Below are 15,222 nucleotides of genomic sequence, written 5' to 3' on the forward strand. Positions count from 1 at the left end.
GACGACCAATGGCCTGTCACGTTGCGGCCCAGACAGCCGATCCCAGCGGACATGAGCTGTGCACATAAGCGCATTGTCGACTATAGTCCGTCCAACGCCGAAAATGGGGAACTGGTAACGGATCATTTGTAGGGGCACCATGCTTCGAACACCGTTGGCTCCTACGTCTCCGGGATCGACTGTACTTTCAGAGCGTTGATCTTGGCAGTTCCCGCCTGTACGAGTCGGTCGTTCACTAACACAATTTGTCGATGCGAATCCTCCTTGTACCAGCACACTTGGTAACGCTGACAAGCGGCATCGCCTCAGCACCGACCTGACGGGTCGACCGCAACGGCAGGCAAGGCTACCTGACTCCGATTCCGATCACGAGCGCAGGAACAAGCACGACAAGATCACCCGACCACGTCGAAGGCTTCCAGAAGCGCAAAGCGTAGAGATCCTTTGCGACAAAGAGTGGCGCGAGAAGTCCGAGCATTTGCTAGCGTCACCTGATGTACAGAAAGCGCAAGGCCTTGAGCGATCTATTCAATGGTCGCTATGAACAAGCCTATCGAAATCAGAAAATATTATAAGCAACAAGGGCCTGGGAAACGTCACGTATGGAAGAGCAACAGTTCCTCGCCGGTGTTGAAGATGGCGTCGGCATGGTCGAGCGCGATGCGCCCCGCTTCCGTCAGGTGCAGTTTGCGGCCGCTGCGTTCGAACAAGGCGTTGCCGAGGCTCGCCTCCAGCTTGCGGATTTGCACTTATAGCGCGGATTGGGTGACGTTGAGCCGCGCCGCCGTGCGCGTGAGATTACCGTCATGGGCGACGCCCCAGAAATAGCGCAGATGATTGTAGTTCAAGGAAGGCATCGTTCAATGTTAGCGAATGATAGCGTATAAACAATGAATTTTCTTCCGTGAGGCGCGCCTGATATTGCAACGCAACAACTGCTCTTAGGAGATCAACGTTGCCGCTCTATCTGCTTCCGTTAGCCATGCCGCTGCCGCTGCTTGCCGCCGCGGCCATTGCCTTTCCCGGCTCCGGCCGCTGCCCGAAGCGCGCCGGCCTGGCTGAGGCGGCGGCACTGGTTTCTTTCCTCATCGCGCTTGGCGGGCTTGCCGTGCTTGTCACGCAAGGGGCGGGGACAAGCGGCCTGATCGGCGCTGCCGGGATCGGCCTTTCCTCGCTGCTGGACGCCGTCAGCGTGACGATGCTGCTGCTCGTCAGTTTCATCGGCTGGCTCGTGTTGCGCTATGCCCGGACCTATCTCGACGGCGAGGCGCGGCAGGGGGCGTTCACCGGCTGGCTGTGTCTCACGCTCGCGGCTGTCTTGTTTCTCGTCCAGGCAGGTAACCTCGTGCAGCTTGCTGCAGCGTGGATCGGCATGAGTGTGGCGCTACGCCGGCTGCTGCTGTTTTATCCGGAGCGGCTGGCAGCGCGGCGGGCCGAGCGCAAGAAGCGGCTGTTTTCACGCCTCGGCGCGGCCGCGCTGATCGTCGGCGCCGGCCTTGCCGCCTGGGCCTACGGCACCGACGACATAGCAACCATCAATTCCATGGCGAGAACGGGCGGCGGATCGGCGCTGACCGCCGTCGCCGCCGGCCTGCTTGCGTTTGCGGCGCTGCTCAAGTCGGCCCAGTTTCCGACGCATGGCTGGCTGACGGAAGTCATGGAGGCGCCGACGCCGGTTTCAGCACTTCTGCACGCGGGCATCGTCAATGCCGGAGGCTTCCTGCTCGTCCGTTTCGCCGACCTGATGCTCACGGCGCCGGGCATCCTGGCGGCGGTGGCGATGATCGGCGGCTTCACGGCGCTGTTCGGGGCGCTCGTCATGCTCACCCAGCCTGCGGTCAAGACCTCGCTTGCCTGGTCGACGGTGGCGCAGATGGGCTTCATGATGCTGGAGTGCGGGCTGGCGCTGTTTCCGCTCGCCTTGCTGCACATCGTCGTCCACTCCTTCTACAAGGCGCATGCCTTCCTTGCCTCCGGCGGGGCTGTGGAACAGGTCGCCGCCATCCGCCGCCCCGGACCGGTCGCGATCCCGGACGGTGCCGCAGTCGGCCGGGCGTTCGTCCTGGCGCTGCTGATCTACGCGGCGATCGGGGCGATCTTCGGCATCGCCTTCGGGTTCGGCCACAAGTCTCCGCAATCGCTTGCCCTTGGCGCGATCCTGATTTTCGGTGTCGCCTATCTCCTGGCACAGGGATTGGCCGACGCAGCGCCGCGCGTATTGACCCGCAAGACGGCGGTTTACGCCGTTGCCGCGGCCGTCGGATATTTCACGCTGCAAACGGCGGCCGAATGGCTGACGCGTGGAATCCTTCCGGCTACGCCAGCGCCCGGCCGGCTCGAATGGACATTGATGGTGCTGGCCGCCCTGAGCTTCGGAGCGGTCGCGATCGCCCAGGCCATGCTGCCGCTGTGGTCCGGTCATCCGGCCGCTGCGGGGCTGCGCGTGCATCTTGCCAACGGCTTTTACCTGAACGCGGTTCTGGACCGGATGCTCGGCGGTTGGTCTGCCCGCACCGCGTCGTGACGAACCGATGGCGCAGAGGATACCGATGCTGAACAGGATCGAAGATCATCACGTTCTCGCCACGGATACGGCGATCGAGGCCGCGTGGCGCGCCGCGCGGCAGGTTCCGCCGCTGTGGCCGCTGGATTCGAGCGTAACGGTCAACCCGTTTCTCGGCCAGGCGGACGGGTCGCTTGAACTTGCCGCCGCCCGGCTAGGCCGTGTTGCCGGCATGCGGGTTACGATGCCAAGGAGCTGGTATGCCGCGCGCATCCGGTCCGGTGAGATCGATGATGCGGACCTTGCGGCGGCACTTGTCGGGGCTTCGGTTCACGGTGCGCCGAAGACACGCGCGGCCCTCGATACGGCGTTGGAAGTAGAGCGCCCGTGCCCGACACCGCTGCCGACGATAGCCGATCTGGCGGCTGGAACATCGGGAATCGACTGGCCCGGAGTTCTGACGGAGCGTATCAGCCATTGGGCCGCCGATTATTTCGATACGGCCCAGGCGCTGTGGGCGGCTCCTAAGGGGCGCAGCGCCTATGACAGCTGGCGTGACAATGCCCGGTTCGATCTCACGCCGGAGATTGCCGGCCTCAAGGGTTTTGCCGCGTTTGCGTCGCAACTGCCGGAAGCGGCAGAGCAGACGATTCGAGATTGCGCCGGATATCTGGGCCTGTCGGACGCTGCCCTTGAGGTTTATTTCCACCGGCTGCTGATGAGCCTTGGGGGCTGGGCGCAGATCGGGCGCTATCGCCTGTGGCAGGCGGAACTTCGCGGCGGCAGCGACCGGACCCTGATCGATCTTCTGGCGATCCGCCTCGTCTGGGAAAAGGCGATTTTTTGCCAATATGCCACCTCGATCGAAGGCCGGTGGCTCGAAGCAAGAAGGCTCTATGCCGAAGAGATTGTACCGTCAGCCGACGATATGTTGGATTCTGTCTTGCAGGAAGCGGCCGAGCATGCTGCCCAGCGGCGGCTGGCGGCGGAACTCGCGACGGAGAAGGCAAGACCCGCCAACGGCCGCGCCAAGTTGCAGATGGCCTTTTGCATCGACGTGCGGTCCGAGGTGTTCCGCCGCGCGCTGGAAAGCCTCGATCCCGGCATCCGCACGATCGGATTTGCCGGTTTCTTCGGGTTGGGCGTTTCCCATCGGCGTTTCGCTTCCGACATCGAGGAGAGCCGCCTGCCGCCGCAACTGGCGCCGGGTTCCTACTCGTGCTCGGGCGACGGGAGTCTTGACACGACGCGTCTGGACGAAGCGGCACGCCTTGGCGAGCGGGCAATCCGTGCCTGGGGCCGCTTCAGACTGGCAGCCGTTTCCTCCTTCGCCTTCGTCGAAGCGATGGGTCCCGTCTATGTGAACAAGCTGTTGCGCAACGGACTTGGATTCGCCAAGGTCAAGCACCCGAACGATCCGGCGCCCCGTTTCGATCCCGCGCCCGACGCGGCATCCCGCATCGCCATGGCGGAAAAAGTGCTGAAGAGCATGTCGCTGACCCATGACTTCGCGCGCCTAGTGGTGATCGTCGGCCATGGCGCCAGCGTCGTCAATAATCCCCATGCCAGCATGCTTCATTGCGGCGCCTGCGGCGGCTTTTCCGGCGATGTCAACGCCCGGCTGCTCGCCGGCCTGCTCAACGACGCCGCGGTTCGCGCCGGTCTTGCCAGACGCGGCATTTCCGTGCCCGACGATACGCTTTTCATGGCGGCGCTGCACGAGACTACGACCGATACTGTTACGCTCTACGAGGCCGACCATCCCTCGACTGCTCATGCCGAGGACATCGGGCAGCTAAAGCGCTGGTTCACGGCGGCCGGCGCGCTGACGCGGGCCGAACGCGCGCTGCGCCTGCCCGGAAAGCCATCGGCGGCCGCTCTTGCCCGCCGAGCAAGGGACTGGGCCGAGATACGGCCGGAATGGGGATTGACCGGGTGCCAGGCGTTCATTGCCGCGCCGCGCAGCCGCACAGCGGGGCGGGATCTGGGCGGCCGTGTCTTCCTGCACAGCTATGTCTGGCGCGAAGACAAGGACTTTGGCGTCCTCGAATTGATCATGGCCGCGCCGGTTGTCGTCGCGAGCTGGATCAGCCTGCAATATTACGGTTCGACTGTTGCGCCGCAGATTTTCGGCGCGGGCAACAAGCTGTTGCACAACATCACCGGCGGCATGGGGGTCGTCGAGGGCAATGGCGGTCTGCTGCGTGGCGGCGTTCCCTGGCAGTCCATTCATGATGGTGAGAACTTTGTCCATGAGCCGCTACGCATGTCAGTGGCGATCGAGGCGCCGCGCGAAGCCATCTCTGCGGTGCTGGAGCGTCACCCCGAGGTCCGCAAGCTGTTCGACAACCGCTGGCTTCACCTTTTCGCGCTCGACCACAGGGGACGCCTGGCCTGGCGCTATGCAGGCGGCGCGGACTGGATTGACGCCTTCGATGGTTCGCGTTCGGAAACGAATTTGGAGTTGGTGTCCGTGTGACGACGTACAGGCGTGATCGACCGGATCACCTCTATGGCCCACAGAATGCGCGAAAAAATGGAGTAGGAAATGAGACTTGAGGACCCAGCGCTGATCGAAACCAGCAAGCAGATCGATTGGCTGATGTCCCGTTCCAACGTGAGCACCTGGCTGAAAAGTGCCCTGGCCGCCGCCCGAGGACGTGATCCCGTCGAGCTATTGAGCGATCTCAGTATTCTGGATTGCGTGCTCCGGTCGCGCTGCAATGCACAGGTTCGTTCAGCGTTGGAAAAATCTGGGCAAGACCAATGACAAGATCGTGCGCCTGAAGCGAAAGCCATAGGCGCCAAATTCTCGATCGTAGCCGTTGTCAACCATGTCCCGGACGAGCTTTTCACCAAACTTCGAGACGCCACCTGTGTTTAAAAGTTACCATGGCGCGGCGACGCTGGTCGGCCTCGCCAGCAGCGAACCCGGCGCATTCGATCGCCACTCGCATCACCTGTTCCTGAAACAGTGGCACGCCCAACGTCTTGCCGAGCAAGGCCTCAAGTTCGGGCTTGGGAGAGATGACATCCTCCTTGCCCTCGCCTCGCCTGAGATAGGGATGCACCGTGTCACCCGGATCGGCCCCGGCCGCACGATCGCGACCCCGATGACGAGATCGTAGAGCGCGGCTTGATGCACGACAGCATCGCCATCTGGGCACGGGATTCGATCTGGAAGGTGCCCAGCGTGTCGGCCTTTCGGATCATCGCATAGGTGCACGGATCCTCGGCCGGGATTGTCGCGAGGTCGAGCCGGATGTCCTTGTGCTCCGTGAGGAGATCGAAAGCGCGACGCATGCAGGACAGCATGCCGAGGGCCAGTACGTCGGCCTTCATGATTTTTCAAGGCGTCGACGTCGTCTTTATCCCATTTTACCACCTGGCGATCAGCCATGGCGGCAGGCTCGATCGGCACGAACTCGCCCAGCCGGTCGCAGCTCAGAACAAAGCCGCCCGGATGCTGGGAATGGTGACGCGGCGTTCCGACGAATTGGTGGGCAAGTTTCAGCGTCAGTCGCAAGCGGCGCTCACCCCTGGTGAGGTTCAGCTCCTCAGCATGTTTCGTCTCAATGCCTTCGGACCAGCCACACACCTACGAGGGCAATGTAGCCGATGATTGTGGATTCTCAAGCGGATACGGGGCAGACGGGGATGAATGCGGCGCATATGAAAAAATTGAACGACCGACAACGTACCGCAGTCGAGCACTACGTTGACTTCCCCGACCGGACGATCGGCGATCCGCGGCTCATCGTCGGCGGAACGGGCGCCAGAAAGACCAAAACGCTGGTGCACCGCGTCGCGCATCTGATCCCCTCCAGATTGAACCGTCACCCCAACAAAAAGTTGAAATTGCATTTTTCAAAACCAAAAGTTGACACAGCGATTAAAGCAGGGTACGAACAACATTGTCGATATTGCTTGCTGAGCTTTGGTTGTTGCGCGTTTGGCATCGCGCCCTGAACGAACCTTCCCTTCAAAATCGTCATCGTCACAATACGGCAGCGCTCGCGCGTTGCCGTTGTTAGATAATGTTATAAAAGGGTTCATCATGACCACTGGCACAGTTAAATGGTTCAATTCCATCAAGGGCTTCGGCTTCATTCAGCCTGACAACGGCGGCGTAGACGCCTTCGTCCACATCTCTGCGGTCGAACGCGCCGGAATGCGCGAGATCGTCGAAGGTCAGAAGATCGGCTATGAGATGGAGCGCGACAGCAAGTCGGGTAAAATGTCTGCCTGCAACTTGCAGGCCATCTAATCGGTTCAGCTTTCCTTTGACCACGGATGTACTGGCACTGTGAAAGCATGAGACCAAGCGAGGTCAGGCAAGACAATTGCCTGACCTTTTTTAATGTCGGCCGGCCGGCCATTTTTGCGCATGTAACGTCGCCTCCATTGATGGCCGTCAAGATCAAGGACATCTCGATGACCGAGAAAGCGAGCGAGCTTCAGACAATCAATACCGCTTGGCAGATCGCCATTCAGGAAATCCTGCGTATGGTCGTCCGCGATATTTACAGGACGGGCGACGAAACCGTATTCAAGTCGCATATCAAGCGCATAGAAGAGGCTGCGGTAGACAGCATCTACACCGGCTTGATGCTGCGCGGGACCGACGAATGGACGGAACTTCTCGTCAAAGAGAAGGCAAGCAACTTCGTCACCACGCTTCTGACTTCCTTCACCTTCGATCAGGTTTAGGCAAAACTAGCCTACGCGAACTCACGCTTCGGCATACTTGCCGGCCCCGCTCATGGGTAAGCTCGGCGCCATACCGGGTAAGTGCGACGTCGTCTGGTTGAAGCCGGTTGTTGCCATGATGATGCCATAGCCGTTGTCGCCAGTTCTCTCCATACTGTAAGATAGCCAATCTGAGCGCACGCCATTGTACAGCATCTAAGCCGGGTACCACCATCCGCCACCCGGGCACATTGTGGTCTGGCGAGGCATGATTCGGCTCATTGCGCTCGACATCTCCCTCGGAACACGCCGATGCCGGTAATCTAAAAGCGGGTGAACTTCGCCGGGGGCGTACACACGTAATTATTCCAAGCACGCGACTGCGGTGGATAGTGCGGCGTAGGTTCTCTACGACGACCGGAAACAGTCGGGCCCGCAGCTCGTGCTCGTGCGAAGTAGCACACCTCTCCCATTGATATGCATAGCGATTTCAGTCGGCGGCGGCCGCCCGTCTGAAAACGATGGTCACCTTCGTCCCCTCACTCGCACTCGAGCTGACGTCAAACTCCGCCTTTGCGTTCTCGGTCAATGAGCGCGCGATCAGTGCGCCGAGTTTGCCCTGCTTTGGCCATGTCTCGCCTTCCGGAAGGCCTATACCGTCATCAGCGACAACGACACGGCAACCACCGCCGTCAACGATGCTGTGCAGGGTAATCGTGCCCCTATCACGACCGCGGAAGGCATGTTTGAGCGCATTGGTCAGCAGCTCGTTGACCACAAGCCCAGTCGGCATAGCGACGTTAATTGAAACTGGATAGGTATCGACCTTCATGTTGAGGCGGATGCCCTCGACAGCGTGAGAATTCATGACCGCTGAGGCGATCTGGCTGAGATAGACTCCGAGATCGACTTCGTCCTTCTGCTCATCTGTCGAAAGCGCTGGTAGAGGATGGCAAGCGCGTCGACGCGACCTGCGAGCCTTTCGAAACGTTTCTGGTCCGGCTCGGCCGCATGGCGTGTTTCCATACGGATTAATGCAGTAATCATCTGCAAGTTGTTCTTCACACGGTGCTGCAGCTCGCGTAGCAGGATGTCCTTCTCTCTGTTACGGTCTTCAACCGAGCGCAGATCCTCCGTCTCGCCATGGGTCGAGACGTCGACCAGCGCCACCAGCCTGAAGCAGATCTTGCCGTTGTCGTCTTCAATGACATTGGCATAGACGTCGACGATCGCCGCCTTGCCCTCGCCCCGTTGCAGGCGAAACGTGCCTACGAAATCGGTTTCTTCGACCACGGCGGCGGCCAGCGGGCGATCCTGCTGTTGATGGAGGCCAACACCGGAGAGGGCAGCCCAGTTTTCTCGGGCAAGACTTGCCGCCTCCAGGCCGGACAGTTTCTCGAACTCTGGATTGGCATAGATTACACGTTCCTTCGCGCCCAGGTCAGAGACGGCAATAGCAATCGGAACCTGGTCGAGGAATTTCTTGAACTGTTCGCTTTCCAGCGCGCTGGCAAGATCCGGTGTCTCGAGCAATTGCTCGACCGCACCGGCCTTTTCTGAATCGGATGTCATCTGCGGGCGCCTACGTTGTGCGTGAGCGCCACCAATATCAGCGATCCCTTGCGCTTGCCATCGCCAAACAGGAGGCGGCGTGCTTGTTCCCCGAGTCAGGAATACGCGGGTACAAGCCTGGTGTCGCGTAGCGGCAGCGCCATGGTAAAATGCAGGCCATCGGGTTGATAGTTTAATTCGATCTTGGCGCCGCATTGAACGACCACCAACTTCTCCAACAGCGTCGTCCCAAACCCCCTTCGCTTGGGCGGCTCGACCTTGGGCCCGTTGCGCTCCTGCCAGTCGAGATTTACGAGTTTCGCGCCGCCGAACCCACCGGTGGACCAGCGCACGTCGAGGCGGCCTTTTGGTCGTGAAAGTGCGCCGAACTTCGATGAGTTGGAAGCGAGTTCGTGAAATGCCATGCCGACCGGTATGGCGATGTCGGCGACTAGGGCAATATCAGGCCCGTCGAGCAGGATACGCTGCTTGTCATACGTCTCGTAATGGCGGAGCTCCCCCTCCAGTAGCGTCCGCAAAGATGCCGTCTGCCAATAGTCATCCGTCAATAACGAATGCGTATCGGCCAACGAGACGATTCTGGCTGAGAAATCCCGCACGAAATCCTCAACACGGCCGCTTGATCTGGCCGTAGCGCTCATCATTGCCCGCACATTAGCTAGCGTATTCCTGACACGATGATGCAACTCCCGGATCAAAAGCTTCTGACGGTCGGCGACTTCCTGCTTTTGTTCAATATAGGACTTGACCTCGATCTGGCGGGCGCGGGCGCGAAGTGCCGAGCGCACAGAATTGGCAAGGCTCGACGCCAGGAACGGCCTTTCCAATACGATCAGGTATCGATCCAGAAACGACAGCCGCGAGTCGAATTCCATTCCCCTCCTCACCAGCAGCACGATCGGAAAATCGGACCATGCTGGCTGGTTTTGCAGCCAAGCCGCGAACTGACAGCGGTCGGAACTAACCAATGCTTCCTCAGCTACGACAAGACATTCCGCTTTGTCTAGAAGTGGCAGCACCTCCTCGAGGGTCGCGCAAACGCGCGAACCGATGTTGCTGGTAGCCAGTATGGCAGCCGCAATCTGGGCATCGCGTCCCACTGGCGTAAGTAAAAGTACGGCGGAATCCTGCGGCATAATTATGATGCCTTCTCTTGTAGAAGGTCAGACTGTTTGCCTTCAAAGAAGGGCAAGCCAGTAAGAATGCCACGAAATTGCTCGAGCGGTTCGCCGACCGTAATCCCCGAGCCTGCAATCCTGAATTCACGGATTGTTTCTTCGTGGGGACCGACCCGCTTTTTCACCACCGAGATCGCCCGCCGTATCCGGCCGCCACTTTCAAAAAACCGCAGCAACATGACGGCGTCACACAGATAAGTCATGTCGACAGGGGTAGCGATCTGACCGATCAGGCCATGATTGGCCAGAAGCAGCAGTGTGACCACCCCCTTCTGGTTCAGATACGTCAGGATCTCGTGCATCTGAAGAACCAAATGCTGATTTTCCGACATTGCGTTTAGATAGCCCGTCAAACTGTCAATGACGACCATACCTGCACCGAGCTCCTCCACGGCAGCTTGTATTCGGGACGACAGTTCCCCTGGCGATAGCTCGGCAGGATTGATCTGCTGCAAGGAGAGCATGCCAGTGCCAACAAATTGTTTCAGATCCATCCCCACGCCAGCGGCCCGTGCCAGAAAAATCCGCTTGATCTCGTCAAACAGCAACACCAGGACACGCTCGCCGCGGCATAGGGCCGCATGGCAATAGGAACTGGCTATGGTTGATTTCCCGACGCCAGACGGGCCTATCAATAAGGTGCTCGTGCCCCGATCGAGTCCCCCGCCAATCAAAGCGTCAACTAAATTTCCGCTGATTGCTGGAGAGCCGTGTTCCGACTCCTCATGCTCTGCGGCGACGAGCCGCGGAAACACGGTAACGCCACCAGGCCGAATGACAAAATCATGGTAACCGCCTCGAATCTGCACACCACGCATCTTGATGATGCGCAGGCGCCGCCTTTCGCCGCCATAGATCGGCGTCAGTTGCTCCATGCGGATGACGCCATGGCTGATCGAGTGGAGATTAAGATCGTCGTGCTCGGCCGTCAGGTCGTCAAGCAATAGCACTGTGGTATTGTTGAGCAAGAAGAAGCTCTTGAGGGCCAGAACTTGGCGGCGATAGCGGAGCGAGCCCTGCGAGAGAAGCCGGATCTCTGATAGCGAGTCAAAAACTACCCGATCTGGCCTAATCCGTTCCATTTCGGCCAGAGCCGCCCGGACCGTTTCACCAAGCTCTAGGTCAGAGGAATGGACCAAAGTCTGTATTTGCGAAGGATCGAGGCTGAGTTCTGGCGGCACCAGCTCCAGTATTTCGATACCCTCGAGTTTCCAACCATGGCGGTCCGCGACCGAAAGCAGTTCGCGTTTGCTTTCCGATAGGGTGATGTAAAGGCATTTCTCCCCGTGAGAAGCCCCCTCGATCAGGAACTGCAGGCCGAGCGTTGTTTTGCCCGAGCCGGGCCTGCCCTCGATGAGATGGGACCGAAATTTCGCGTACCCACCCCGTAGAACATAATCGAGGCCATCTACCCCGGAAGCGATTGGAAGTGCGTCGTCTTTCTTCATTTTGCCCCCCTATTGCTTTACGTGAACATCGTAACGGCTGGGGTTTTTGTTGGTTCCGACCAACTCACCGGCGTTGGCGGGACGAGCCACCTGGTGAGACTTCCAGGGGCAATGCCACCTAGTGAGGCGAAGGCGGATTAGGGTCAAACCGCAAAAACCCTGGGTCCTGGCGCACAAAAGCCCGCCTTCGTTGCTGGTAGCTCGGCTGGGTAATCCCACAAAACCATGCTAGAGACCGGATGGCCCGTCCATACGGAGGGTTGGAGACGTACAAAACGGTTGCCATGGAAAGCTTGGCGCCAGTGGTCCGAAAGTGACGATCCGCATTTCCCGAACTCTTGAATCACGCCTCACGTCCCAGGCGTGCCCAGAGGCGAAGAAAGTATCCCAATGGACGAAACACAGTATCCCTGCGGTGAGGGCCGCCTTGCGGGCTGAGGGTGAACGTCGGAAGTCCTAGGGATAATCCTAGGAGTAGCCCTATGACGATGCCTCGGGTGGAGGTGATCACGTCGGTGGAGAGACGCCGGCGGTGGTCACGTGATGAGAAAGAGAGCCTGGTCGCGGCGTCGTTCGAGCCTGGCGTATCGGTTTCGGAAATCGCGCGATCGGCGGGCATTCACGTCAGTCAACTCTTCCGATGGCGCAAGGATCTGTGCGAGCGGGTCGATGCTGCTCCCTCGCAACTGGTCCCGGTGGAGATCGTTCCTGCCGCTGCCATGCCGCCCGCCGTTGAGGCGCCGGCGCCATCGGCGTCTCCCGGCCGACGTCGCCGCAAGAGCGGCATCATCGAGATCGAGCTTGGCGGCGGGCGCTGCGTCCGCGTCGATCGCGACGTGGATATCGAGGCGCTGCGGCGCGTGCTGGACGCGCTTGGGTCGCGATGATCCCGGTCCCGAATGGCGTGCGGGTGTGGCTGGCGACCGGCCACACTGACATGAGGAAGGGCTTCCCAGGCGTTGCGCTGGTGGTGCAGGAGACGCTGAAGCGCGATCCGCACAATGGCCATCTGTTCGTCTTCCGCGGCCGTCGCGGCGATCTGATCAAGGTTCTGTGGCACGACGGCCAGGGCGCTTGCCTGTTCTCGAAGAAGCTCGAGCGCGGCCGCTTCATCTGGCCGTCGCCGACCGACGGCGTGGTCACGATCACGCCGGCCCAGCTCGGCTATCTGCTCGAAGGCATCGACTGGCGCATGCCCCAGACGACTTGGCGGCCAACAGCGACCGGTTGATGATTTTGGCCTTGCACATGGTGGTGGATGTGATTCCATCGCCCCGTGTCCGCTGCTGAATCGCTCCCTTCCGACCTCGCCGCTGCCCACGCGATGATCCTCGCGGAGCGCGCCGCACGCGTCGAGGCCGAAGCGCTTGCCGCCCGCGCGGCGGCGGTCAGCTCCGGGACGGAGGCGCTGATTGCACGACTGAAGCTGGAGATCGAGAAGCTCAGGCGCGAACTCTATGGCAGCCGCTCGGAGCGCAAGGCCAGGCTGCTCGAGCAGATGGAACTGCAGCTCGAAGATCTGGAAGCGGATGCAACCGAGGACGAGTTGGCGGTGGAGCAGGCAGCCCTCCAGTCACAGACGGTTCGCTCGTTCGAGCGCAAGCGGCCATCGCGCAAACCGTTCCCGGAGCATCTGCCGCGCGAACGCGTCATCATCACCGGCCCCGAGAGCTGCCCCTGCTGCGGCTCGACCAAACTGTCGAAGCTGGGCGAGGACGTCACCGAGACGCTTGAGGTGATCCCGCGCCAGTGGAAGGTTATCCAGACAGTGCGCGAGAAGTTCTCGTGCCGGCAATGCGAGGCGATCAGCCAGCCACCGGCGCCGTTCCACGTCACGCCGCGCGGCTTTGCCGGTCCGAACCTGCTTGCCATGGTGCTGTTCGAGAAGTTCGGCCAACACCAGCCGCTGAACCGGCAGAGCGAACGTTACGCCCGCGAAGGCGTCGATCTGAGCCTGTCGACGCTGGCCGACCAGGTCGGCGCGTGCGCGGCGGTGCTGCGTCCGCTGCATGCGCTCATCGAGGATCATGTGCTCTCGGCAGAGCGTCTTCACGGCGACGACACCACGGTGCCGATCCTGGCGAAGGGCAAGACCGACACAGGCCGGACCTGGGTCTATGTCCGCGATGATCGTCCCTTCGGTGGGGCGTCACCACCGGCAGCCCTGTTTTACGCCTCGCGCGACCGCTCGGGTGATCATCCCGAGCGACACCTGAAGCAGTTCACTGGCATTCTGCAGGCCGATGCCTATGCCGGCTACAACCGCCTCTACCTCCCCGAGCGGAAGCCCAGACCGGTGACGGAGGCACTCTGCTGGAGCCATGCGCGGCGCAAGTTCTTCGTGCTCGCCGACATCGCCGCGAACACCCGCCGGGGAAAGACCGCGCCGCCGATCTCGCCGATCGCCTTCGAGGCCGTCAAACGCATCGATCTCCTGTTCGACATCGAGCGCGGCATCAATGGAATTGCCGCAGCCGAACGCCTTGCTGTGCGCCAGGAGCGGAGCGCGCCGCTCGTTGCCGAGCTGGAAGAATGGATGCGCGGTGAACGGGCCAAACTCTCGCGACATGCGCCCGTCGCCCAGGCGATCGACTACATGCTCAAGCGCTGGGAAGGGTTCAGCCGTTTCCTCGCAGACGGCCGCATCTGCCTGACCAATAATGCGGCCGAACGAGCGCTGCGCGGCCTGGCTCTCGGCAGAAAATCCTGGCTCTTCGCCGGGTCCGACCGCGGCGCCGACCGCGCGGCAGTCATGTATACCCTGATCGGCACGGCAAAGCTCAATGATGCCGACCCGCAGGCCTGGCTCGCCGACGTGCTCGCTCGCATCGCCGATACGCCGCAGGGCCGGCTGAGCGATCTCCTGCCGTGGAACTGGAAGGCGCAATCTGCAAGACTGGCGGCATGAGCCACGCCGATCGCATCGCCCGCATCATGATCCAACTCGATGACTGGCAGCCTGCCATCTGGCGGCGCGCCGAGGTTCCGCTGACGACAACGCTCAAGGCCTTGCACGACGTTATCCAGGCGGCCATGCCGTTTGACGACTATCACCTGTTCGAGTTCCGCGCCGACGGAAAGCGCTATGCCATCCCTGATCCCGAATGGGATAGCCTGCGCGACAAAACCTACTCGGCGAAGACGATGCGGCTCGGCACGCTGTTCGATCGCGGCATCACGCAATTGGCCTACACCTACGACTTCGGCGACGACTGGCGGCACACGATCACGATCGAGGCAGCCGCCGACGCCGATCCCGCTGCCGAGTATCCCCGCTACATCGACGGCGCCGGCCGCGCGCCACCCGAAGATGTCGGCGGCATCCCCGGCTTCGAATTGTTCCTCGACGCCATCGCCGATCCCAAGCACGAGCAGCATCGCGAACTCAAACGCTGGCACGGGCGTCCGTTCGATCCCGCACATGCCGCTGAAGACGAAATCCAACCCCGGATGCAAACGCTCGCCAGACGCCGCGCTCTCGGCAAGGCCGGCTTCGAGAAAAGCCGCAGTCAGGCACGCTGAAGATCCGAGCGGCCGCGGTCCTCACCGGAGGCTTACGAAACACACGCCAATGCGCGCGAGCAATTTTTCGCGGCGATACGTACCCTTGCGGCGTCGCCTGACAGCATCCAGACACGCGTAATTGACGCGACACAGAGCATTCTGCAGGTTACCATTGACAAATTCGAGGGCGACGGCGAACTCAAGATCAAGTTTGCCCGGATCCTTGACCTTCTGGCGGTCGACCAGGATGACCTTGAAACGACTGCGGTGGAAACAGCCGCGCATATGACGGATTTTGAGGCAGTCAAACTCGCGGATCTGATCTGCG

Annotated in this window: 13 protein-coding genes and 4 pseudogenes; 10 read left to right on the forward strand and 7 right to left on the reverse strand. The window is 60.9% G+C overall.

Annotated elements, in window-relative coordinates; genetic code table 11:
* Positions 1–355: 355 nt before the first annotated feature.
* Both E6C48_RS22865 and E6C48_RS18065 read right to left on the reverse strand, forming a co-directional pair.
* A pseudogene (locus tag E6C48_RS22865) lies at positions 356–472 on the reverse strand (sulfite exporter TauE/SafE family protein); the annotation flags it as partial.
* A 139-nt stretch (positions 473–611) separates the two neighbouring features.
* Positions 612–857 (reverse strand): annotated as a pseudogene (locus E6C48_RS18065) (LysR family transcriptional regulator); the annotation flags it as partial.
* Positions 858–955: 98 nt separating this feature from the next.
* Here E6C48_RS18065 and E6C48_RS18070 point away from each other — a divergent pair.
* The 3 genes from E6C48_RS18070 (at position 956) to E6C48_RS18080 (ending at position 5,273) form a co-directional block, all read left to right on the forward strand.
* The gene (locus E6C48_RS18070) at positions 956–2,524 is read left to right on the forward strand and encodes a proton-conducting transporter transmembrane domain-containing protein (RefSeq protein WP_136359569.1); all 1,569 of its coding nucleotides are present in this window, start codon (positions 956–958) and stop codon (positions 2,522–2,524) included.
* 25 nt (positions 2,525–2,549) lie between these two features.
* Positions 2,550–4,982, forward strand: a complete 2,433-nt coding sequence (locus E6C48_RS18075; protein ID WP_136359570.1) for a YbcC family protein — start codon at positions 2,550–2,552, stop codon at positions 4,980–4,982.
* A gap of 69 nt (positions 4,983–5,051) precedes the next feature.
* Positions 5,052–5,273: a hypothetical protein gene (locus E6C48_RS18080; protein WP_136359571.1), complete on the forward strand. Its 222-nt coding sequence runs from the start codon at positions 5,052–5,054 to the stop codon at positions 5,271–5,273.
* 21 nt (positions 5,274–5,294) lie between these two features.
* On the opposite strand, the pseudogene dnaE2 reads toward E6C48_RS18080, so the two are convergent.
* Positions 5,295–6,095: pseudogene (dnaE2, locus tag E6C48_RS23055) on the reverse strand (error-prone DNA polymerase); the annotation flags it as partial.
* Between the two features lie 26 nt (positions 6,096–6,121).
* Between dnaE2 and E6C48_RS18090 the strand changes: the two are divergent.
* From E6C48_RS18090 to E6C48_RS18100, 3 genes are all read left to right on the forward strand, one after another.
* The gene (locus E6C48_RS18090; RefSeq protein ID WP_136359572.1) at positions 6,122–6,472 is read left to right on the forward strand and encodes a hypothetical protein; all 351 of its coding nucleotides are present in this window, start codon (positions 6,122–6,124) and stop codon (positions 6,470–6,472) included.
* Between the two features lie 88 nt (positions 6,473–6,560).
* Positions 6,561–6,770, forward strand: a complete 210-nt coding sequence (locus tag E6C48_RS18095) for a cold-shock protein (protein WP_136359573.1) — start codon at positions 6,561–6,563, stop codon at positions 6,768–6,770.
* A gap of 167 nt (positions 6,771–6,937) precedes the next feature.
* Complete coding sequence (locus E6C48_RS18100) at positions 6,938–7,213, forward strand: hypothetical protein (protein WP_230978840.1); 276 nt, start codon at positions 6,938–6,940, stop codon at positions 7,211–7,213.
* 469 nt (positions 7,214–7,682) lie between these two features.
* Here E6C48_RS18100 and E6C48_RS18105 read toward each other — a convergent pair.
* The 3 genes and pseudogenes from E6C48_RS18105 to E6C48_RS18115 all read right to left on the reverse strand — a co-directional run bounded on the left by E6C48_RS18105 (position 7,683) and on the right by E6C48_RS18115 (position 11,390).
* Positions 7,683–8,764 (reverse strand): annotated as a pseudogene (locus E6C48_RS18105) (sensor histidine kinase).
* A gap of 95 nt (positions 8,765–8,859) precedes the next feature.
* Positions 8,860–9,903: a sensor histidine kinase gene (locus E6C48_RS18110; protein WP_136359575.1), complete on the reverse strand. Its 1,044-nt coding sequence runs from the start codon at positions 9,901–9,903 to the stop codon at positions 8,860–8,862.
* Complete coding sequence (locus E6C48_RS18115) at positions 9,903–11,390, reverse strand: ATPase domain-containing protein (RefSeq protein ID WP_136359576.1); 1,488 nt, start codon at positions 11,388–11,390, stop codon at positions 9,903–9,905. Before E6C48_RS18115 ends, E6C48_RS18110 begins: the two co-directional genes overlap by 1 nt.
* A 482-nt stretch (positions 11,391–11,872) precedes the next feature.
* Between E6C48_RS18115 and tnpA the strand changes: the two genes are divergently transcribed.
* The 4 genes from tnpA to E6C48_RS18135 all read left to right on the forward strand — a co-directional run bounded on the left by tnpA (position 11,873) and on the right by E6C48_RS18135 (position 14,912).
* Entirely contained in the window at positions 11,873–12,277 is a 405-nt protein-coding gene (gene tnpA, locus E6C48_RS18120) for an IS66-like element accessory protein TnpA (protein ID WP_136359577.1), read from the forward strand.
* Positions 12,274–12,621, forward strand: coding sequence for an IS66 family insertion sequence element accessory protein TnpB (tnpB, locus tag E6C48_RS18125; protein WP_136359578.1), 348 nt, complete (start codon positions 12,274–12,276; stop codon positions 12,619–12,621). Before tnpA ends, tnpB begins: the two co-directional genes overlap by 4 nt.
* 93 nt (positions 12,622–12,714) lie before the next feature.
* The gene (gene tnpC / locus E6C48_RS18130; protein ID WP_136359619.1) at positions 12,715–14,298 is read left to right on the forward strand and encodes an IS66 family transposase; all 1,584 of its coding nucleotides are present in this window, start codon (positions 12,715–12,717) and stop codon (positions 14,296–14,298) included.
* Entirely contained in the window at positions 14,259–14,912 is a 654-nt protein-coding gene (locus tag E6C48_RS18135) for a plasmid pRiA4b ORF-3 family protein (RefSeq protein WP_230978841.1), read from the forward strand. The genes tnpC and E6C48_RS18135 overlap by 40 nt, the downstream gene beginning before the upstream one ends.
* Before the next feature lie 21 nt (positions 14,913–14,933).
* Here E6C48_RS18135 and E6C48_RS22610 read toward each other — a convergent pair whose 3' ends face one another.
* Positions 14,934–15,179, reverse strand: coding sequence for a hypothetical protein (locus tag E6C48_RS22610; protein ID WP_168734576.1), 246 nt, complete (start codon positions 15,177–15,179; stop codon positions 14,934–14,936).
* Between the last annotated feature and the right edge of the window lie 43 nt (positions 15,180–15,222).

The organism is Ollibium composti (assembly GCF_004801285.1).
GTDB classification, from domain to species: domain Bacteria; phylum Pseudomonadota; class Alphaproteobacteria; order Rhizobiales; family Rhizobiaceae; genus Mesorhizobium; species Mesorhizobium composti.